Source organism: Mycobacterium sp. NGS26, from assembly GCF_059813025.1.
This window is the reverse complement of record NZ_JCALDU010000001.1, coordinates 630,796-650,138: the sequence shown is the minus strand read 5'-3', so window position 1 is coordinate 650,138 and position 19,343 is coordinate 630,796. Positions and strand designations below refer to the sequence as shown.

The 19,343-nt window shown below is 65.7% G+C and carries 21 protein-coding genes; 11 read left to right on the top strand and 10 right to left on the bottom strand.

Translation table 11 applies throughout. The features are described from left to right. Positions 1-14 precede the first annotated feature (14 nt). The 6 genes from AC5Y6X_RS03120 to AC5Y6X_RS03095 all read right to left on the bottom strand — a co-directional run bounded on the left by AC5Y6X_RS03120 (position 15) and on the right by AC5Y6X_RS03095 (position 5,628). Positions 15-413 carry a Rieske (2Fe-2S) protein gene (locus AC5Y6X_RS03120; RefSeq protein ID WP_076059019.1) on the bottom strand — a complete coding sequence of 133 codons (399 nt, stop codon included), beginning with the start codon at positions 411-413 and terminating at the stop codon, positions 15-17. Position 414: 1 nt separating this feature from the next. Beyond that, complete coding sequence (locus AC5Y6X_RS03115) at positions 415-1,560, bottom strand: amidohydrolase family protein (RefSeq protein WP_499984429.1); 1,146 nt, start codon at positions 1,558-1,560, stop codon at positions 415-417. A gap of 37 nt (positions 1,561-1,597) precedes the next feature. Then, a complete protein-coding gene (locus tag AC5Y6X_RS03110) occupies positions 1,598-2,689 on the bottom strand; it encodes an amidohydrolase family protein (protein WP_499984427.1) in 1,092 nt (363 codons plus the stop codon). 201 nt (positions 2,690-2,890) lie between these two features. Then, positions 2,891-3,793 carry an NAD(P)-dependent oxidoreductase gene (locus tag AC5Y6X_RS03105; RefSeq protein WP_499984425.1) on the bottom strand — a complete coding sequence of 301 codons (903 nt, stop codon included), beginning with the start codon at positions 3,791-3,793 and terminating at the stop codon, positions 2,891-2,893. Between the two features lie 9 nt (positions 3,794-3,802). After that, entirely contained in the window at positions 3,803-4,183 is a 381-nt protein-coding gene (locus AC5Y6X_RS03100) for a carboxymuconolactone decarboxylase family protein (RefSeq protein WP_499984423.1), read from the bottom strand. Between the two features lie 20 nt (positions 4,184-4,203). Continuing rightward, the gene (locus tag AC5Y6X_RS03095) at positions 4,204-5,628 is read right to left on the bottom strand and encodes an aldehyde dehydrogenase family protein (RefSeq protein ID WP_499984422.1); all 1,425 of its coding nucleotides are present in this window, start codon (positions 5,626-5,628) and stop codon (positions 4,204-4,206) included. A gap of 65 nt (positions 5,629-5,693) precedes the next feature. Between AC5Y6X_RS03095 and AC5Y6X_RS03090 the strand changes: the two genes are divergently transcribed. The 10 genes from AC5Y6X_RS03090 (at position 5,694) to AC5Y6X_RS03045 (ending at position 14,966) form a co-directional block, all read left to right on the top strand. Then, complete coding sequence (locus AC5Y6X_RS03090; protein ID WP_499984420.1) at positions 5,694-6,320, top strand: TetR/AcrR family transcriptional regulator; 627 nt, start codon at positions 5,694-5,696, stop codon at positions 6,318-6,320. A 21-nt stretch (positions 6,321-6,341) separates the two neighbouring features. Beyond that, positions 6,342-7,103 (top strand): alpha/beta fold hydrolase, encoded by a 762-nt coding sequence (locus AC5Y6X_RS03085; RefSeq protein ID WP_499984418.1) that lies wholly within the window; start codon positions 6,342-6,344, stop codon positions 7,101-7,103. Between the two features lie 47 nt (positions 7,104-7,150). Continuing rightward, complete coding sequence (locus AC5Y6X_RS03080) at positions 7,151-7,765, top strand: TetR family transcriptional regulator (protein WP_499984417.1); 615 nt, start codon at positions 7,151-7,153, stop codon at positions 7,763-7,765. 280 nt (positions 7,766-8,045) lie between these two features. Further along, positions 8,046-8,744, top strand: coding sequence for a hypothetical protein (locus AC5Y6X_RS03075; protein ID WP_499984415.1), 699 nt, complete (start codon positions 8,046-8,048; stop codon positions 8,742-8,744). Between the two features lie 10 nt (positions 8,745-8,754). After that, positions 8,755-9,195: a hypothetical protein gene (locus AC5Y6X_RS03070; protein ID WP_499984414.1), complete on the top strand. Its 441-nt coding sequence runs from the start codon at positions 8,755-8,757 to the stop codon at positions 9,193-9,195. Positions 9,196-9,241: 46 nt separating this feature from the next. Beyond that, positions 9,242-10,588, top strand: coding sequence for a hypothetical protein (locus AC5Y6X_RS03065; RefSeq protein WP_499984412.1), 1,347 nt, complete (start codon positions 9,242-9,244; stop codon positions 10,586-10,588). After that, positions 10,585-11,967: an acyl-CoA reductase gene (locus AC5Y6X_RS03060; RefSeq protein ID WP_499984410.1), complete on the top strand. Its 1,383-nt coding sequence runs from the start codon at positions 10,585-10,587 to the stop codon at positions 11,965-11,967. Before AC5Y6X_RS03065 ends, AC5Y6X_RS03060 begins: the two co-directional genes overlap by 4 nt. A gap of 10 nt (positions 11,968-11,977) precedes the next feature. Continuing rightward, the gene (locus AC5Y6X_RS03055) at positions 11,978-12,628 is read left to right on the top strand and encodes a nitroreductase family protein (protein ID WP_499984408.1); all 651 of its coding nucleotides are present in this window, start codon (positions 11,978-11,980) and stop codon (positions 12,626-12,628) included. A gap of 180 nt (positions 12,629-12,808) precedes the next feature. Beyond that, entirely contained in the window at positions 12,809-13,807 is a 999-nt protein-coding gene (locus AC5Y6X_RS03050) for an acyl-CoA dehydrogenase family protein (protein ID WP_499984407.1), read from the top strand. Then, positions 13,791-14,966: an acyl-CoA dehydrogenase family protein gene (locus tag AC5Y6X_RS03045; RefSeq protein ID WP_499984405.1), complete on the top strand. Its 1,176-nt coding sequence runs from the start codon at positions 13,791-13,793 to the stop codon at positions 14,964-14,966. Before AC5Y6X_RS03050 ends, AC5Y6X_RS03045 begins: the two co-directional genes overlap by 17 nt. Before the next feature lie 15 nt (positions 14,967-14,981). On the opposite strand, the gene AC5Y6X_RS03040 is transcribed toward AC5Y6X_RS03045, so the two are convergent. From AC5Y6X_RS03040 to AC5Y6X_RS03025, 4 genes are read right to left on the bottom strand one after another with little or no spacing between them, the layout of a single operon-like run. Next, positions 14,982-15,425 carry a hypothetical protein gene (locus AC5Y6X_RS03040; protein WP_499984404.1) on the bottom strand — a complete coding sequence of 148 codons (444 nt, stop codon included), beginning with the start codon at positions 15,423-15,425 and terminating at the stop codon, positions 14,982-14,984. 57 nt (positions 15,426-15,482) lie between these two features. Beyond that, positions 15,483-16,847 (bottom strand): cytochrome P450, encoded by a 1,365-nt coding sequence (locus AC5Y6X_RS03035; protein ID WP_499985205.1) that lies wholly within the window; start codon positions 16,845-16,847, stop codon positions 15,483-15,485. Positions 16,848-16,860: 13 nt separating this feature from the next. Then, entirely contained in the window at positions 16,861-17,058 is a 198-nt protein-coding gene (locus AC5Y6X_RS03030; RefSeq protein WP_499984403.1) for a ferredoxin, read from the bottom strand. A 27-nt stretch (positions 17,059-17,085) separates the two neighbouring features. After that, entirely contained in the window at positions 17,086-17,787 is a 702-nt protein-coding gene (locus tag AC5Y6X_RS03025) for an SDR family NAD(P)-dependent oxidoreductase (protein ID WP_499984401.1), read from the bottom strand. A 317-nt stretch (positions 17,788-18,104) separates the two neighbouring features. Between AC5Y6X_RS03025 and AC5Y6X_RS03020 the strand changes: the two genes are divergently transcribed. Further along, entirely contained in the window at positions 18,105-19,310 is a 1,206-nt protein-coding gene (locus AC5Y6X_RS03020; RefSeq protein ID WP_324673928.1) for a CaiB/BaiF CoA transferase family protein, read from the top strand. The last annotated feature ends 33 nt before the right edge of the window (positions 19,311-19,343 follow it).

Genomic DNA, 19,343 nt, shown 5'->3' with positions numbered 1-19,343 from the left:
CGACTCTCCTGTAGTTAGGCCATCACCAGAACGTCGTTGCCGACGACGCGCACCGGATAGGTGCGGATACTCCACTCCGGCTTGACCGCGGTGGTGCCGGTCGCCAGCTCGAAACCCCATTGGTGCCAGGGACAGTAGATGTATTCCAGGTCTCGCACCATGACCGCGTCGCCGGGGGCGGTCTCGTCGACGATGGTGCGACCGCGCGGGCGCCCCGAGCACAGCGGTCCGCCCTGGTGCGGGCAGTAGTTGGCGATCGCGTAGAACGTTCCGTTGACGTTGTAGACGCCCACGCCGTGGCGCCCGATCGGCACCAGCTTGTGCGTACCCGGCGGGATTTCGTCTACTGTCGCGACAACGTGCTCGCGGCCCTGGGCGAGGCGGGGTTCGGGCCGCTTGGTTTCTTCGGCCAACTCAGAGCACCCGGACTTGGCCCTCGAGGACCGGCACCGTCTCCGGCAGGTGATAGGTGGCGATGCCGTTCTTGTACATCACCGCTTCCCGCGCCGCCTTGGGAAGGTGCTTGACCAACCAGCGCGGGTCGTCAAACGTCCAGTGCGGGTAGTCCGAGGAGTACAGCAGGATCTTGTCGCACTCCATCCACTCCATCGCGCGGGTCAACTCGGTCTTGTCCTCCGGGTAGTCCAGCGGCTGCGTGGTGAATTTGATGTGCTCTTTGACGTACTCCGACGGCTTGCGCTTGATCTCCACCCGCGACTTGCGCGCTTCGTAGATCGCGTCCATGCGCCACATCAGCGGCAGGATCCAGGTGAAGGCGTGCTCGACGAACACGATCCGCAGCGTCGGGAACCGGTCGAAGACGCCGTCGAAGATCAGGCTCATCACCTGGTTGGCGGCTAGCAGCGAGTAGGTCACCATGAAGTCGTGGTTGTAGCTGGGGTAACCCACCGGCGGGGTGGGCAGCATCTCGTAGTTGCTGCGCGACAGGTGGCAGCTCACCGTGATGTCGTGCTTGGTGGCGGCCTCCCAGATCGGGTTGTACCTGGGGTGGCCCCATGAGGGTCGCGGCTCGGCTTTGATCAAAACCTGCGCCATGTAGGGGTGCCCCGCCCACGTCTCGATCTCTCGGGCCGCGCCCTCGGGATCCTCGACCGCCGCGCAGATCGAACCGCGCCAGCGCTGGTGCCAGTTGTTGTGGCTGTCCAGCCAGTGATTGGCCTGCCAGTGATTCAGCGCCGTCGAGTAGGCCTGGTGCGCTTCGGCCAGGCGCGGGGTGCGGCCGCCTGGCTCCAGGATCGCGATGTCGGATCCGGCCTCCATGATCAGCTGGCGAAACGCCATGTCCGGGTCGCTGCCCGGGAACTCGCCGTCGGGCGGGAAGGTGTCGGTGCGCATCGCGAAGCTGTGCGCGTAGTCCGGCGCGTCGTAGTAGATCAGCTCGCCGATTCGATGGTCACGGAAGAACTTGCTGCGCCAGGGCTCGGGAATGTACTGGGTGATCTCGCCCCGCTTGGGCACCGGGTGGACATCCGAGTCGACGCACCGGACGGCTATGCGCTCGGCGGCGGGAACACGTTCCTGCGTATGGGTCAGGGTCATCTCGAACTCCTAGGTCTCCCTCGCTTCTATTCTGCGACTAGCCCGCGGCCAGGTCGACAGAAATGTCGATCCCGTACAGGTCGGCCGCGTTGCGCCAGCACAGCTTCTCGCGCTGTTCGGCCGACAGCGCCTTGGGCAGCTTCGTGACGTCGCCGCACTGCCAGTGCGGATAGCTGGAGCCGAACATCACCATGTCTTCCTTGCCGGTGAAGCCGAACCACTCGCCGGCGAACTCGGCGTCGCCCGGGCCGTCGAGGCTGCCCTGGACGAAATAGACGTGCCCGCGGAGATAGTCGCTGGGAATCCGCGGCGCCCACGGCGTCTGCTCCAGGTGCGGCCGGCCGAAGGTGTCCATCCGCCAGATGAACGGCGTCAAGAAGTCCGCGGCGCCGTCGGCCCAGACGAACTTGAGGTTGGCAAAGCGCTCGAACACGCCCTCGGCGATCATGTTCATCAGGTGATACACGTAGTTCAGCGCCATGAAGCCGACGTACTGCTCGTAGGTCAGGGTGTGCCCGGACGGGGTCGGGGGAAACCCGATGCCCTCGCCCGTCTCGATGTGCACCGCCACCGGAAGGTTCGCGTCGGCGGCGGCCTCCCACAGCGGCCAGAACTGCGGTTTGCCGTAGAGCTCGCGCGACTGCAGCGGGACACCGATCTGGACGACGCGCGGGTGCGCACGCCACTTCTCGATCTCGCGCACCGCGCCGGCGATGTCGTCGGGATTGACCCGGATGGTGCCGCGGAACCTCTCGCCGAACTCGCCGGAGTCCAGCCAGCGCGACACCATCATCTCGTTGTGGGCGGCATGCAGCGCGCTGCCGAGGTGCCGGTCCGGCATGATGCCGCGGCCCATCGGATGCAGGACGGCCACATCGACCCCCCGCTTCGAAAACAGTTCGTTGGCAACGAATTCCGGATCCGACCCCGGGTACTGCCGGTCCGGCCCCTTGGTGTTCGGCGCGTACTCGCCACCGGGTGCCCCGTACCAGTCCATCTCGTAGTCGGGAAAACCGCGGCTCTTGAACGGCTCACGCAGGAACGAGCGCAGGTCCTTGTTGGACGGGAAGAAGATGTGCACGCTCGCGTCGATCACCGGCGTGCGCGTTCCGTCGGCGTGCTCGATCACGGAAGCCACCCTTCCGGTCGCCAAAGGGGGTCGGAATCAGTCATATGATAGACAACCTAACATTCTGATCGGGCGCCAATCAATGCATTTCCGGTAAGCGTTTCGGTTAAACATCGTCGCTGGTGGTGGGTGGTATTGCTGTCCAACGGGCAAGTAGCGTTCTTCAATACGGATAATACCATTCTCCGGCGGGTTGGCGTCCTAGCCCGAGGGCTGGCCCGGACCGCCCACGACGACGCCGGCGGCCCTCTCCAACGGCTTGATCACCGTCGTGAAATCGGAATCGGGGCCTTGATCCTGCGCGGCCGTCTCCCAGAGTCGCCCGATCGTCTCGGCGACGTCGGTCGGCACGCCCAGCGCCTTGGCCTCGTCGAGGTAGAGCCGCACATCCTTGACCATCAGCCCGGTGGCAAACCCGTAGTCGAAGGTTCGCGGCAGGATCGCGCGGGGAAACTTGTCACGACTCGCGCTCGTCGCGCCCGAGCCCGCGTTGAGCACCTCGATCACCACGCCGGGGTCGAGACCGGACTTGACGCCCATCACGACGACTTCCGCCGTTGCGGCCAAGACGTTGGCCGCGAGGATGTTGTTGACAAGCTTCATCGTCTGCGCCGAGCCCGGCTTGTCGCCGATGTAGAACGGCCGGCCGATCGCCTCGAGAGCCGTTCGTATGGCGCCGAATTCGCTGCGCGGGCCGGACACCATGACGGCGAGCACTCCCGTTTCGGCCCCGCCGACCCCGCCACTGACCGGGCTGTCGATCGCCACGATGTTCCGTTCGGCCAAACGGTCGTGGATTCGCGCGGCCGTGTGGCTCCCGACGGTCGACAGGTCGACGTAGCGCTTGACCCGCGAGCCCTCGATCACTCCCGCCGCACCGGTCGCCACCTCCAGCGACGCGGCGGGCGAGGGGAGGCTGGCCAGCACCGTCTCGGCGCGGTCGGCGACGTCCTTGACCGACGCCGCGGGTTGTGCCCCGAGCGCGACGCCGCGTTCCAGCGCCTCGCCGCGGGCGTCGAAGGCGATGACGGCGTGACCTTCGCCGAGGAGCCGGCGTGCCATGGGAAAGCCCATGTGGCCCAACCCGATAAACCCGATTTCCATGGTTTGCCGCTAGCCCTTGTCCAGCTCGGCGAAGACCTCGCCGGCCGTGCGGAAGCTGTCGACCGCCGCGGGAACGCCCGCGTAGATGGCGACCTGGAGGAATACCTCGCGGATCTCGTCGCGGCTGACGCCGTTGGTGAGCGCCGCCCTGATGTGGGTGCGCAATTCGTGGGGCCGGTTGAGCACCGAGGTCATCGCCAGGTTGAGCATGCTGCGCGTCTTGCGCGTGAGGCCCTCGCGGCCCCACACCGCTCCCCAGCAGTATTCGGTGAGGAGGTCCTGCATCGGCCGGGTGAATTCATCGGCCTCGGCCAGTGCCCGGTTGACGTGCTCCTCGCCCAGCACTGCGGAGCGTATTTCCAGCCCACGCTGGTAGGTGTCGGGATCCAACGATGTTCTCCTTTACCTCATCACAGGCGCACCACGACCGCCTTGGTGGTGGTGAACGTGTCGAGCGCTTCGTAGCCCTTCTCGCGGCCGTACCCGGACTTCTTGAAACCCCCGAACGGCAATTCCACGCCCCCGCCGGCGCCGTAGGTGTTGACGTAGACCTGTCCCGCCCGGATCCGGGCCGCGAGCCGGTGCGCGCGCGAGAGGTCGGTGGTCCATACCGCACCGATCAACCCATACTGCGTGCCGTTGGCCAGTTTGATCGCGTCGTCCTCGCCGCAGAATCTGTTGATGGTGAGAACGGGACCAAAGACCTCCTCCTGGGCGATGGGCGATGCGGGATCGACGTCGTCGATCACGGTGGGCGCAAAGTAGGCTCCGTCGGCCAGCTGGATGTCCTCCGGCGGGCCGCCGCCGCAAAGGATTTCGCCCTTGGCGTTGGCATTGATCATCGATTGCACGCGCCGCTGTTGCTTGCGCGAGATCAGCGGTCCGAGGTCGCGGTCCTCGGTGCCGGGCCCGATCGTTGCGCGCCCCATCAAGCCGCAGACCATGTCCACCAACGTGTCGTGGATCGAATCGTGCACGAGCAGCCGGGAGCCGGCCGAGCATGTTTGGCCCGCGTTCTGCAGGATCGCCTTCACGATCGCCTCGGCGGCGCGCCCCAGATGTGCGTCGGGGAAAACGATCTGCGGTGACTTTCCGCCCAATTCCAACGTCGTGGGCGCCACCCGGTCGGCGGCGGCGTGGGCCACCACCGAACCGATCTCGCTCGATCCGACAAAGCTCAGGTGGTCGACGTCGGGGTCCGCGGTCAGGGCGGCGCCGGCTTCGGCGCCCAGCCCGGTGACCACGTTGAAGACGCCATGGGGCAAACCGGCCCGAACCGCGAGTCGGGCCAATTCCACTGCGGTGCGCGGAGTTTCATCGGCCGGTTTCACGACGGCACAGTTGCCGACCGCGATGGCCGGGGCCACCGCGCGGGCCAGCAATTGCATCGGGTAGTTCCAGGCGACGATGTGACCGGTGACGCCGAAGGCTTCGCGTCGGGTATAAGCGTGCAGATCCGTTGACAACGGGATGGTTTCGCCGCGATAGGTGTCGATGGCGTGGCCGTAGAAACGAAAGTAGCGCGCGGCGACGGTGGCGTCGGCGCGGGCCTGGCTCAACGGCTTTCCGGTGTCCTCGCTTTCGATGCGGGCCAACCGATCGTGATCGTCGTCGATCAGATCGGCGATCCGCGTCAGCAGCGTCGCCCGGTCCGCCGGGGGTGTGCCCTGCCATCGCTGCGATGCCGCTCGCGCCGCGGCGACGGCGCGGCCGACTTCGTCGCCGCCCGCGCGCGCCACCTGCCCGAGGGGCCTACCGGTGGCCGGGTCGACGTTGTCGTAGACGTCCGCCGAGGCCACCGATTCGCCGTCGATGAACGACTGTGTGATGGTCACGGTGGCCCCTGACTGTCGTGCGTCGCATTCAACGAGTATCTATACGGTACTGTATATTTCTGTCGATGGTGACGACTCGACGGGGGCGGCCGACTCAGGCCGAAGCCAAGAAGCTGCACCAGAAGTTGCGCAAGGCCGCGGTGGCGACGTTCGTAAAGTATGGCTACGACGGCACCACCATGGAAGCGATCGCCAGGGCGGCCGGCATCACGCGGCGCACGCTCTATGCCCGCTATCCGGATAAGCGCGCGGTGTTCGTCGACGTCATTCCCTGGGCGCTGACCCGCAAGACCGAGCGCGAAGCCGACGACATCGATGAGGGCGATCTGCGCGCCTCCCTGATCGCGCTGGGGCGCGCCGGGCTCGCGCGCGCAATCGACCCGGACATCGTGCGGTTGACCCGGATCGCGATGAACGAGTCGGCGCGCTTTCCCGAGTTCGCGATCAGTGCGCACTCGATGACATGGTCGGCGCGCCACCGCCAGGTCATGGACCTGCTGCGGCGCCACCAGGAGAACGGGAGCGTCGAGGTCGAGGACCTCGAGTTAGCCGCGGGCCACTTCATTGGCATGATCGAGCATCTGCCCGCGCGACTGGCCGACTGCGGCATCTATCGCAGTGCCGACGAGGAGGAACGCAACTTGCAGCACGCCGTCAACCTGTTCCTTCGCGGCGTCCAGCCCCGCGACTGACCCGCCACCCGGTCTCCCGCGATGGTGTGGCCAGATCTTGTACTGGTGCACGGTGGCGCGCACGCCGCCGATTGCTGGGATCTCACCGTCGCCGAATTGACCCGGCGCGCACCCGAATTGCGCGTCCTCGCGGTTGATCTGCCCGGCCGTGGCGGCAAGCCGGCGAATTTGGACACCGTCACCATCGACGACTGGGTGAACTCCGCGGTCGCCGACATCGAGGACGCTGGGCTGGGCGACGTTGTGGTGGTCGGGCACTCGATGGCCGGGCTCACCGTCCCGGGCATCGTCGCGAAACTCGGGGCGGCGCGGGTGCGCGAGATGATCCTGCTGACGGCGTTCGTCCCGCCGCAGGGAACGTCGGTGGTGGACACGCTGCGCGGACCGTTGGCTCCGTTGGCGAGATCGGCCGGCCGGGTCGAACGAAAGTCGTTCCCGATGCCCGCGGTCCTGGCGCGATACGCATTCTGCAACGGCATGACGCGGCAGCAGCGCAGGCTGACGCTGTCGCGCCTGTGCATGGAATCCCCGAACGTGATTTTCGAGCCGGCCGACCGCAGCGACCTGCCCGCCGACGTTCCGCGGACGTGGATCATGACGCTGGCCGACCGGGCACTGTCGGTGCGTCAGCAGCTGTACGCGATCAGATCACTCGGCGGCGTCGACACCATGATCTGCATCGACGCCTGCCATGACGTGATGTTCTCGCAGCCCGGACGCCTGGCCGCCATCCTGGTCGAACGTTGCCGGTTGCGCGCCCGAGGATCTGACACCACTCGTTGAAATTTGTCATTGACATTTGTCAGTGATGAGCGTCACCATATAAGATGATGACGGCACAGGCGAACGAAAGCCCACGGGGACGCGAAGCGCAGCGGCTCGAGACGCGCCAGCGCGTGTACGACGCGGCGATGGCGGAGTTCAGGAGATCGGGCATGGCGGATGCCGATATCGGCGCCATCATCTCGGCGGCCGGCATCGCCCGCGGAACCTTCTACTTTCACTTCCCCACCAAAGAACACGTTCTCGAGGAGGTCGAGCGCAACCTGGTCACCCGGCTCGCCGGTGACTTAACCCGCTTTGTGGCCTCGGAGCCCGACCTCTGGTCGACCATGTCGGAGGTGGTACGCCTAGTCGTGGCGGCAGAGTCACGGCTCGGCACCAGGCTGTTCAGAGATGTTCTGGCACTGCATTTTTCACAGACGCGCCCGCCCGGATTCGGTAAGCCGGCGGACCATCCGCTCGTAGCGCTCCTTGCGCAGGAGATCGCGCGGGCGCAGCTGCAGGGTGTGGCCCATCCGGACGCCAACCCCGAAAACAGCGCGCTCTTCTTCTTGCTGGGGTTCTACGCGCTGCTCGTCACCCACCACGACTCCAAGTCCGCACGCAGTCGCGTGATCGGTGAGTTTGTCGCGAGCACGCGCCGCGGCCTGGAGGCTCGGTAAACCGACCGGGTGTCGATCGAACGATTGGAGATTCAACCGTGTGGCAGGAATTGGTGCGCCTTGGCATCGGATGGGGCGGGGCCGCCGTGCTGGTCGGCTTTTGGTACTACGTGATGCGCGGCATCGGCACCTTCTGATCGAGAGGCCAACCGTGAACGAGAGAGAGCAGCAACGAAGGCGGGCGCTGATCGTCTTTCAGATCTTCATTTACGGCTACCTGCTGCTCATGTTCGGCATCCAGCTGTCGATGTGGGCAACCCGGAACTGGTAGGAGCAAAACGTGAATCTGCCGCTGACCAACCGGATTTCCGGCATTTCACTCGACGACCAACTCGAGCAGAGCCGCCTGGCGCAGCGCCGCGCCGACAGGTGGCTCATCGCCGGGACGTTGCTGATGGGGGCCAACGTGCCCGGCATCTTCGGCCTGCCCTTGTTCCTGTACGGATTGGCGTTGCTTCGACGGGCACTGAAATCGGGCCTGTCGGTGCGGCCGATCATGGTCACCTTGATCGGCTACCTGGTCATCCTCGATGCCGGACTGAACCTGCAGGGCTGGATCCTCGACATGGTCGCCAACCACACCCTCATCTACCGGGTCCTGTACACGGCATGGGGCAACGCTTTTGACGCCGGATACTTCTGGCATTACAACCAGCTCTGGATCGGTGGGGCGAGCGCTCCGGGGGAGAAGGGCTGGGAAGTCGCGCTCATCCTGACTGTGTTTCCGATGCGAATCGCCGCAGCCATCGCCTTCTTGCAGATGAAGCGATGGGGCTACCAGTGGCTGCTGGTGACCTGTTGGTTCGGCGTGGTGATCTGGGTCGGTTACGTGATGAACATGACCGTGTACGCCGACGTCCGTTATGCCGGCGTGGTTTTCCCGGTCCTGGGGTGGTGGATCTACGACATCATGTACATCACCCCATTCCTCGCGATCCCGTACCTGCACACCGTCAATCGCGAAATCTTCTCGGACTAAGGAGAACCCAATGAGCGCATCATCCACCGACGAGAAGTTGCCGGGTGAAACCACGGATCTGCCCCTGGGTACCGCCAAAGAGTATGCGCGGCTGCACAAGTGGCTGCGGCGCGGCATCATGGTGTGCCTGGTCGGTCTTGTCCTCGAGGGCGCGTTCACCCTGCCGTTCCTGGCAGTCTGGTACGGCTACCCGACCCTGAGCTTCCGCGACATCTGTAGCGAGCTGATGAAGGTGCGCTACAACAACGAGTCGTTGGAATGCCAGTACCCCTACCCGTTCCCCGGCCCACCGATCAACGGCGCACCCGAGGGGGCGGGTATCGCCACGGCCAAGGATCGATGGGGTATTCAGCCGGTACCGGAGTACCCGCGGCTCGGCTTCCGCGAGCTGGTCAGAATCCACGATCAGCGGATTGCCCGGCAGCAGGCAGAGCACAACGCGCCGCATTAATATACGGTGATGTTTACTTACTAAGGGCCGACGCGAGGAGCTAGGGATGACATCTGCGACCGGGCAGCTGGTGGGGTTGGTCGGGGCCAAGGAGTGCTTTGACATCGCACCCGCCGACCTGCTGCCCGTGCAGCTGGCAGCGGCCAACGAACGGCTGCAGAGCCAACTCGGCTCCATCCCGCTGCTGGCCAACCGGGCGGAATCGGGCGGGGTGACAGGAATCAAGCGGCCCACCGACCTGGTGCCGCTGCTCTTCGCCCACACCACCTACAAGACGTACGCGGAGGGCTGGCTCAACGAGCGGCAGTGGGATCGCATGGGCAGGTGGCTGGCCACCGTGTCCACCCGGGCTGTCGACGGCCTCGACACCGACGGGGTGCAGACCCTCGATGACTGGATCAAGCAGCTGGAGACCGTCGGCCATTACCTGTCGTGTTCCAGCGGGACCGGCGGGAAGCCGGCCATGCTGTCCTGCACCGAGGGCGACATCGAGCTCTCGGCGCGGATCAACATCGAGGCGCTGTTGTGGGCGACCGGCCTCACGCGTGGGGAGGACCGAAAATTCCTGGGCCTGGGCCCGCAATTCGCCGCCCCGCGCGAGGACGCCATCCGCCAGGCTATGGTCGATTGCTTCTCGTCGCGATACCCGCCCTACCAGTTCGGCGACGGCGAGCCGATCACGGTCGGGTCGATGGTGGACATGATCACGTTGCGGCGCAAGCTGGCCGATGGCACCGCACGCCCCAATGAGATCGCGGAGTTCGAACGCATCGCCACTCAGCGCGCGAGTGACATGGACGCCTCGGCCAACAAGGCGATCGATGCGGTGATCGACGCGCGCGACCTGCCGCTGCTGGCGACCGGCATGTTCGCCACCCTGTACCAGATCGCCGAAGGCATCCGCGCCAAGGGCCACGGCGGCGACGATTTCAACCCCAACAACGCGATGATGGTCGCGGGCGGACTCAAAGGCGCCGCGCTGCCGGAGAATTACCGGGAATACGTGCTGGAGACGTTCAATGTCGCCGAGGAGCGGCTGTACCACGCGTACAGCATGCGCGAGATCAACGCGACGTTCCCGCTGTGCCGCGCCCAGCGGTACCACATCTCGCCGTGGGTGATCATGCTGCCGCTGGATGCCTCCGGCGAGAAATTGCTGGACCCCGCTGATGGTGAGATCGAGGCCCGCGCAGCCTTTTTCGACGCTTCGATCGAAGGCCGCTGGGGTGGGGTGATCAGCGGAGACCGGGTCCGTGTCGGCTTTGCGAGGTGCCCATGCGGACACCGGGGTCCGACCGTGGGCCGCGACATCACCCGCTACGCCGACCTGCCGGGAGGCGACAAGATCACCTGCGCGGGCAGCATCGACGCCTACGTGCGGGGAATCGCATGACCGCGTTGCCGGCGCCCCATTTCGTGCAAGGCGCGGTCGTGGAGGGGGACGCCGTCCGCCACAGATCCCGCGATCTGGGTGCCGATTTCATCACTCCCGCAATCGATCTCGATTCCCTCGTGCTGCCGCGGTCGCGGCTGCCGCCGCTGCTCGACGTCAAGCTGGCCGAGATCATCGACTTCCTGGTCGAAACCGGTGAGCGTCTGCATTTGGATCGCAACCCGCACCTTCAGGAATGCCTTGAACTGATCGCGGCCACCAATCCGTTGCCGCGGCGCGTCGTGGAGAATCTCTACCGTCAGGCCCCCTACTTCCTCACCAGGCCGCTGCTGGAAAGCATCGTCGATTCGAACTTTGCCAACCGTGAGGCGCTCGACGGGTGGGTCGAGCGCGTCGACATATACGGCAACAAGGGGGCGATCCGGGCCTTCCCTCCGCGGATGGTGCACATGTTGGCGGGCAATGCCCCATCGGGGTGTGTGTCGTCTATCGCGCAGGGAGCGCTGGTCAAGGCGGTCAACCTGTTCAAGATGCCCTCGAGTGACCCGTTCACCACGGTCGCGGTGCTGCGCACCATGGCAGAAATCGATCCGAAACACCCTGTGGTGCGGTCGATGTCGGCGATCTACTGGCAGGGCGGGGACACCGCGATCGAGCGCACCCTGTACCGGCCGCAGTACTTCGACAAAATCGTCGCCTGGGGCGGCGGCGATGCGATCAACAACGTGATCCAGTACCTGGGACCCGGCATCCAGCTGATCTCGTTCGACCCGAAATCCTCGATCTCGATGATCGGCCGCGAGGCCTTCGACTCCGAGGACCGCGTCGCCGAGGTGGCCGAGCTGCTTGCCGCCGACACGACGGTGTTCAACCAGGAGGCCTGCCTGGCCAGCCGCTACGCTTTCGTCGAAGGCCAACGGCCCCAGGTGGAATCGTTCTGCGCCGAGCTCGCGGAGCGCCTGGGCGCCGACCGTGAGTTCGCGTCGGCCGGCGGCCCGCCACTGTCGACGGAGCGCCGCGAGGAAATCCAGGTGATGGAGGCGATGGGCGACGTGAACGTATGGGGCGGTTTCGATGGCCGAGGCCTGGTGATCCTGTCGGACCGGCCGGTGGAGTTCCAGCCCACCAACAAGACCTCGAACGTAGTCATGGTCGATTCGCTCGACGACGCGGTCCGCTACGTCAACGTCGCCACCCAAACCATCGGCGTCTACCCGTACGAGCGCAAGGCACAACTACGAGACCGGCTGGCCAGCGCCGGGGCTCAACGCCTGTGCCGCTTGGGAACTGCGAACGCTCACGTCCTCGGCAGCCCGCACGATGCCATGTATCCGTTGCAGCGATTCGTCCATTGGATGGGCGACGACGACATCGCATAGGTTGTCAGCCATGGGAGCAAGCAGCGACATCTGGGAAGTGATGTCGACCGCCAGGACCATCCGGCGGTTCACCGACGTGCCGGTCGACGACGTCACCCTGGCCCGGTGCCTCGAGGCGGCCAGGTGGGCGCCCTCCGGCGCCAACGCGCAGGGCTGGCGCTTCGTCGTGCTGCGATCGCCCGAGCAGCGGGCCGTCGTCGCCAAGGCCGCGGCGCACGCGCTGGAGGTGATCGAGCCGGTGTACGGAATGACCCGGCCCGCCGACGACGACGACAGCCGCCGCGCCCGCACCTACCGCGCGACCTACGAATTGCACGACCGGGCGGGCGAATTCACCTCGGTCCTGTTCGCGCAGCAGCACTATCCGACCGCATCCGAACTCCTGCTGGGCGGTTCGATCTTTCCCGCCATGCAGAACTTTCTGCTCGCCGCCCGCGCCCAGGGTTTGGGGGCATGCATGACCAGCTGGGCCTCGTACGGCGGCGAGCAACTGCTGCGCGAAGCCGTCGGCGTGCCCGAGGACTGGATGATCGCCGGCCACATCGTGGTGGGGTGGCCGAAGGGCAAGCACGGGCCGGTTCGCCGCCGCCCGCTCGTCGAGTTCGTGAACCTCGACCGCTGGGGGGAGCCGGCCGGCGACCTGATCGCCGCGGTGCCCTAGACCTCACTGACTTTTCGTCGAGATCGACGCTGGCGCGAAGAAGTGCGAGTGACGTGCACGCTGGCGTCGATCTCGCTGTCCGAAGGCGGTCGCGTCACGTCATACGCCATTTTCGAGATTATTACTTTCGGAAGAGAGAATGGTATTCTCGCCGCTAGGCGACGACAGGAGGCGGCCCGGATGCTGTTGGAGTTCGATGCTGATCAGCGGCTGTGGCAGGACACGGTGCGCGACGTCGTCGGCAAGCAGTGTCCGCCGTCGCTGGTGCGCAGCGTGGCCGAGCAGGGCGTGGACCCCAGCCCGCTGTGGAAGTCGTACGTGGACCAGGGCTGGACCGAGCTGAACGATCCGGCCGGCACGGTGGAGCTCGCGATCGTCCTCGAGGAGTTGGGCCGCGCGACCGATCCCACGCCCTTCCTGGCGACGATGAGTCAGTTCGCGCCGTTGGCCGCGGATCGGTTCGACCCGCACGAGTCGGGTACCGCCGTGCACAACGGGGTGTCGGCGCACCGCGACGCCGAGGGCTGGGTGCTGGACGGCACGGCGCGCCACGTCCTCGACGGCGATCGCGTCGACCGGTTGGCCGTGGTGACCGACGCGGGGGTGTTCCTCGTGCCGGCCAATCGGGTATCCGCCCGGCGCTCTACGGTTTTCGACCCCGTGCTGCATGTCGCCGACCTGTCATTCGCCGAAGTTCGGGTACCCGACAGCGACCGGCTGACCGTCGACTCCGAGCACGCCCACCACGTCGCGCTGACGGGCATGGCGATCCACATCGTCGGCGCCTGCCAGCGCATCCTCGATCTGGTCCTCGAGCACGTCAAAAGCCGGCAGCAATTCGGCGTGCCGATCGGCTCGTTCCAGGCCGTCCAGCACAAGTGCGCCGACATGCACGTCGCGGTGGAACGCGCCCGGGCGCTGGCCTACTTCGCCGCGTTGACGATCTCGGCCGATGATCCCCGCCGCCGGTTGGCGGCCGCGATGGCCAAGGCATCGGCGGGGGAGTGCCAAGCGCTGGTATTCCGGCACGGCCTGCAACTGCACGGCGCGATGGGGTTCACCTGGGAGAACGATCTGCAGTTCGCGCTCAAGCGGGCCAAGGCGGGTGAGCTCATGCTCGGCGGCGCGGCGGAGCATCGCGCGCGGATCGCAGAGGAATATCGTGCAGCTGACTTTTGATCCCGACGTCGAGGCGTTCCGGGCGGAGTTCGCGGCATTTCTCGACGAAAACCTGCCTCCCGCAAGCGAAACCCTGGAGCGCCCGCGTTCGGTTTCGCACATGCCGCAATGGGCGCGCCGTTGGCAGCGGTTGCTGTTCGACAACGGTTGGCTGCTGCCCGGCCAGCCCCCCGAATTCGGCGGGCGCAACGCGACCGTCGTCCAGCAATTCGTTCACCTCGAGGAACTGTGCCGCCGGCGGATCTACCACAGCCTCAACCCGCAGGGGGTGAATATCGTTGCGGCATCGCTGTTGACGTTCGGCAGCGACGAACAGAAGCAGCGCTGGGCGGTGCCGATCCTGCGCGCCGAGATCACCGCCTCGCTCGGGATGAGCGAGCCGAGCGCCGGCTCCGATCTGGCGTCGCTGCGCACCCGCGCGGTGCTCGACGGCGACCACTTCGTGGTCAACGGGCAGAAGGTGTGGACCTCGGGGGCGCACGACGCCGACGTCTTGTTGACATTCGTGCGTACCAATCCGGATGCCCCGAAGCACAAGGGAATCAGCGCGCTGATAATCCCTACCGATACCCCGGGTATCGTGCGCCGGCCGTTCCCGTCGATCTGCGGCGTCGACGACCTCGATTTCAACGAGGTGTTCTTCACCGACGTGCGGGTGCCGGCCGAAAACCTGGTCGGCGAGCTCGATCAGGGCTGGCGGGTGGCCAACGGATCACTCGGGCACGAACGCACCATGATGTGGCTGGGTTTCGCGGATCGCATGGAAAACCTGCTCGCCGATTGGCATCCCGCCACCGAGCTGGAGCGCGATCAGTACGCCACCACGATCATGGACAAACAGGCGCTCCGCCTGCTGGGTTCGGTGGCCCTGGCCCGCGCCGCTCGCGGCGAAGACGACGTGGCCGCGATATCTGTGCTCAAGCTGCTCGGATCCGAAGCCGAACTACGCGGCTTCGAACATGCCCTGCACAGCGCCGGCGCCGACGGGCTCATCCACCCGGGACAGACCGGACCGTACGCGCCGATGAACCTCGACCACTACTTCGCCAGCTGGTTCGAGCGTTATGCGCGAAGCTTTTCCGGCACCATCGCCGGGGGCACATCGGAGATCCAGCGCAACATCATCGCGCAGCGTGTGCTCGGGCTGCCACGCGGCTAGACAAGTTCGCCCTAGCTACCAACGCACCAGCGAGAAGGGGTACGTGCTGCTGCCCCCGGGGCCGCCGCCGCAACCCGTGTCATAGGTCGAGACCAGCTCACCGCCCAGTGAGACCGGATCCCACGAATAGACATCATGCGAGGGAAAGAACTGGACCACGCAGCGCACGCCGTCGGGCACGTCGACGGTCATGGTGTAGCGGCCGTTGGACAGGTAAGCGTCCGCCTTCCAGGGCGCCGCTTGCCCGTTGGGTTGCGGCACCCCTTGGACGGTTCGACATCCCGGTTCGCGAGAAACGCACGGCCGAATCGCCCAAATCCAGACGTGGCCGGGATCGCGGTCAGTGACCACCCGGTAGTTGCCGATCTGCATGTCCGCGTGGGCCGTCGGGGCGAACGTCACCGCGGCCATGATCAGCGCAACGCATATTGCGAACCTCTTCACGGATGCGTCTCCCATCTCCGCGCACGCGATCGGCCTGAATATAACTCGTAGCCACGCCGACCAGGAAGTGGCTCAGTCGATTACTGCGGCTTCCTTGCGTTCGGTAATCGGCCGGGCGAGCTCTTGCTCGTCGCAGATGCGTTGCAGTTTGTCCAGCGTCTCGTCCAGGCCGGCACCGATCCTGCGGCCGGGGGTGAAGGTGGCGGGCAGATTCCGCATGCCCTGAATGACACCGATGGTCTCGTAGTGGACGGTGCCTTCGGGGTCGCACCGGTAGTCGGGCATCCGGTCGAGAACCGCGGTGAGCATGGATTTGAACACGGTGCGCGCCACGTTGGATCCGATGCACCGGTGCACGCCGAGTCCAAAGCTGAAGTGCCGGTTGCCCTTACGGTCGAGGATGATCTCGTCCGGGTCGTGGAACACCGACGGGTCGCGGTTGGCCATCGCCCAGGAAATCCATAACCGCTCACCCTCCCTGAAGTGGGTGCCGTCGAGTTCGACATCGTCGGAGAAGGTCCTGCCATCGCCGGGTGCCGGGGTGAAGTAGCGCAGGAATTCCTCGGTCGCCGGGTCGAGCAGGGTGTCGCGTTCCTTGCTGAGCAGCTCGCGTTGGTCGGGGTGCTGCGAAAGCCATTCCAGCGAGTGGGCGGTCAGGGCCGTCGTGGTGTCGAAGCCACCACCGATGACCAATCCAAGATTGCCCAGAATTTCCAGATCGGGGGCGGGCTCGCCGTCGATGCGCATCTCGAGCAGAGCGTTCACGATTCCGGGTCGCGGATGTTCGCGGATCTCGATCATGTTGTTGACCAGGTCGAGCCCCATCTGCCGGTGCATCTCCGTGACGCGCTGGATGTCCGGGGAGTGCTCGGGTGTGTAGATCGCCGCGTGCGTCGGCTCGCTGTACATCTTCCAGTTCTTGAGCGGAATGCCCATGAGTGCCAGCGTCAGAACGGCGGGCACGACGTTGGCCAAGTCGTCGACGAAGTCGATGCTGCCTTCCTCGATCCTCTCGTCGAGGCAGGCGCGCGTCACATCGTTGACGAACGGCTCCCAGCGCTTGACCGCCGCCGGCGACAGATAAGGGTTGAGCACGTTTCGGTAGATCCGGTGCTCGGGGTCGTCCATCTCCAGGATGCCGCCGCGCACGCCGTTGATGCGGCTGGCCGTCGGGATGGAAATGCCTTTGTAGCCACGCCTCTCGTTGTTGACATCGTGATCGTTGGACACCGCGGGGCAGCGGGCGAGCTCGAACACCTCATGGCTGCCCGCCGCCACCCAATGGCCGCCGTAGGTATCACTCCACGCAATGGGGCACTTGGCGTGCATCTCCTGGGTGATCGCGTTGAACCGCGTGCGGTACTCGGCGGTGTGCCGGTCGAAGTGATACCGGTGCGCTTCACGATCGCTGTCGCTGACGACGTCGTCGACACTCAATGCGCTGTCTCCCTCATTCATCGGTGATGATGATGGCCTGCTCGGGACAGGACCGCGCGGCCTCGCGGACGCTGTCCTGATGTTCTGTCGGCACCTCTTCGTCGATCGCCGACGAAGTTCCGTCGATGTCGCTGAGCAGGAACGAATCCGGAGCGATCATCGAGCACAGGGTGTGGCCCTGGCAGCGTTCGGGATCAACCCAGACCTTCACGGTGTCTCCTTCAGGGATCGGGTGCGTTCAGGTGTTGCGACCGCCGTTGACGCCCAATATCTGACCGGTGATGTAGCCGGCTTCCTCCGACACCAGGAAGGCACACGCCGCGGCGATGTCTTCCGGCTTGCCCATCCGGCGCACCGGGGTCCGGGCGATGGTCTCCTCGATGTCGCCGAGGTAACCCTGCTTCTCCGCGCTGCGCAGCATCGGGGTGTCGATGAAACCGGGGGGCACGGCGTTGACCGTGATGCCGCTCGGCCCGTACTCGAGCGCCAACGACTTGGTGAGCCCATTGACCGCGGATTTGGCCGCCACGTAATGACTCATGTAGGCAGCGCCCGAATGCGTGCTCGACGACGAGATGTTGACGATCCGCCCCCACCCGGCCTCCACCATGTCCGGCAGCACGGCCTGGATCGTGTGGAACACGCCGTTGAGGTTGACGTCGATCACGCGCTGCCAGTCCTCGAACGTGATGTTGTTGAACCGCTTGAACCCGTCCAGGCCCGCGGCGTTGACCAGAACAGTCACCGGCCCGAGCCGGGCGCGTATCGCCGACAGCGCGGCGTCCACCTGCGAGCGGTCCGTCACGTCGGCGGTGAAGGACAGGTCGGCGTCGGACGACCTGAGGTCGATGGTGGCGACGTCGAGGCCGTCGGCACGGAGTCGATGCGCGACCGCGAGGCCGATGCCGGATCCGCCACCGGTGACCACCGCGGTCTTCACGACGAGGCCTCTGCCGCGAACTGGGTCGTCTCAGTCACAAAGAATCTCCCTTACAATTATGAGAACCTTACTCTCGCGCCGAAGCGGCGTGCAACATACCCAGAAAACCGCAGTCGGCCAGCGCCGAGAGTCCTAGCGCGGCAACACAGCATCGATTACGTTGCTGGTCAGCAGGCCGATCTCATTCCTGAGACTTTCTTGAATTCTCGAGACTCGAATGTAAGATTCGCCGGGGAAGAGAATGAAATTTTCGTGACCGTAACCACACCAGGGAGTCGAATGCCAGCGCAGGACGGCCGCGACACGGGGACACCGGCATGAGGCCAATGGAGGGCATCCGCGTGCTGGAAGTCGCCATGTACGGGTTCGTCCCGTCGGCGGGTGCCGTGCTGGCGGAGTGGGGCGCCGACGTGGTCAAGGTCGAGCACGCGGTGACCGGCGATCCGCAGCGCGGGCTTCGGCAGACCGGCATGTTGCGCGTGGAAGGCGACCCGAACCCCAATATCGAGCACGCCAACCGCGGCAAGCGCAGCATCGGACTGGACATGTCGGTGCCCGAGGGCAAGGAGGTACTCTACGAGCTGGCGCGCCGATCCGACGTGTTCCTGACCAGCTTCCTGCCCGGCGCCCGGCAGAAGTTCGGCATCGACGTCGACGACATCCGGGCGGTGAACCCGTCGATCATCTACGCGCGCGGAAGCGCGCTCGGTCCGCGCGGCGAAGAGGCGACCAAGGGCGGCTACGACATGACCGCGTTCTGGTGCCGGGCCGGGACCGCCGCCACCATCACCCCGGCGGGGATGCCCGGCATGATCGCGCCGCCCGGGCCGGCGTACGGCGACACCATCTCAGGCACTAACCTCGCCGGCGGCATCGCGGCGGCGTTGCTCAAGCGCGAGCGCACCGGGGAAGCGTCCGTCGTGGACGTGTCGCTGCTGGGCAGCGGCTTTTGGTCGCTGGGACATACGGTGGCGTTGACAAGGCACCTGGGCCAGCGAATGGAATCGCCGCCGCCCGGCGTGCACGGGGCGCCGAATAACCCGTTGGTGGGGCTGTATACAACGTCCGACGGCCGCTACATATCCTTCGTGATGATGCAGCCCACCAAGTTCTGGGCCGACGTGTGCCGGCATATCGACAAGCCGGAATTGGCCGACGATCCGCGCTTCGCCACCGTCGAGAAGATCGCGGCCAACACACCCGACGCGGTCGAGATCTTGACCAAGGCCATCGCGACTCGCACCCTCGCCGAATGGAGCGAACGCTTTGCTACGCTCGCGGGGCCGTGGGCGCCCGTGCAGGACACCCTGCAGGCGGCCGACGACGCGCAGATCCGTGCGAACGAGTATGTAGTGCGCGCAGGTGAACTCGAACTGGTCGCCAACCCGGTTCAGTTCGATGTCACCGCGCCGAAGACCGGCCCGGCGCCCGGATTCGCCGAGCAGACCGACGAGATCTTGATGGAGATCGGCCTCGACTGGGACCGCATCATCGAACTCAAGACGGCCGGCGCCGTCACCTGATACCGGAGCTGCCAATGTTTGAGCCGAAGGTCG

Coding starts and splice junctions, on each gene's coding strand:
- AC5Y6X_RS03050 (WP_499984407.1), top strand. CDS start 12,809: ATGCTGTTGGAGTTCGATGCTGATCAGCGGCTGTGGCAGGACACGGTG.
- AC5Y6X_RS03115 (WP_499984429.1), bottom strand. CDS start 1,560: ATGACCCTGACCCATACGCAGGAACGTGTTCCCGCCGCCGAGCGCATA.
- AC5Y6X_RS03070 (WP_499984414.1), top strand. CDS start 8,755: ATGAGCGCATCATCCACCGACGAGAAGTTGCCGGGTGAAACCACGGAT.
- AC5Y6X_RS03080 (WP_499984417.1), top strand. CDS start 7,151: ATGACGGCACAGGCGAACGAAAGCCCACGGGGACGCGAAGCGCAGCGG.
- AC5Y6X_RS03040 (WP_499984404.1), bottom strand. CDS start 15,425: ATGGGAGACGCATCCGTGAAGAGGTTCGCAATATGCGTTGCGCTGATC.
- AC5Y6X_RS03055 (WP_499984408.1), top strand. CDS start 11,978: ATGGGAGCAAGCAGCGACATCTGGGAAGTGATGTCGACCGCCAGGACC.
- AC5Y6X_RS03090 (WP_499984420.1), top strand. CDS start 5,694: ATGGTGACGACTCGACGGGGGCGGCCGACTCAGGCCGAAGCCAAGAAG.
- AC5Y6X_RS03060 (WP_499984410.1), top strand. CDS start 10,585: ATGACCGCGTTGCCGGCGCCCCATTTCGTGCAAGGCGCGGTCGTGGAG.
- AC5Y6X_RS03020 (WP_324673928.1), top strand. CDS start 18,105: ATGAGGCCAATGGAGGGCATCCGCGTGCTGGAAGTCGCCATGTACGGG.
- AC5Y6X_RS03085 (WP_499984418.1), top strand. CDS start 6,342: ATGGTGTGGCCAGATCTTGTACTGGTGCACGGTGGCGCGCACGCCGCC.
- AC5Y6X_RS03065 (WP_499984412.1), top strand. CDS start 9,242: ATGACATCTGCGACCGGGCAGCTGGTGGGGTTGGTCGGGGCCAAGGAG.
- AC5Y6X_RS03105 (WP_499984425.1), bottom strand. CDS start 3,793: ATGGAAATCGGGTTTATCGGGTTGGGCCACATGGGCTTTCCCATGGCA.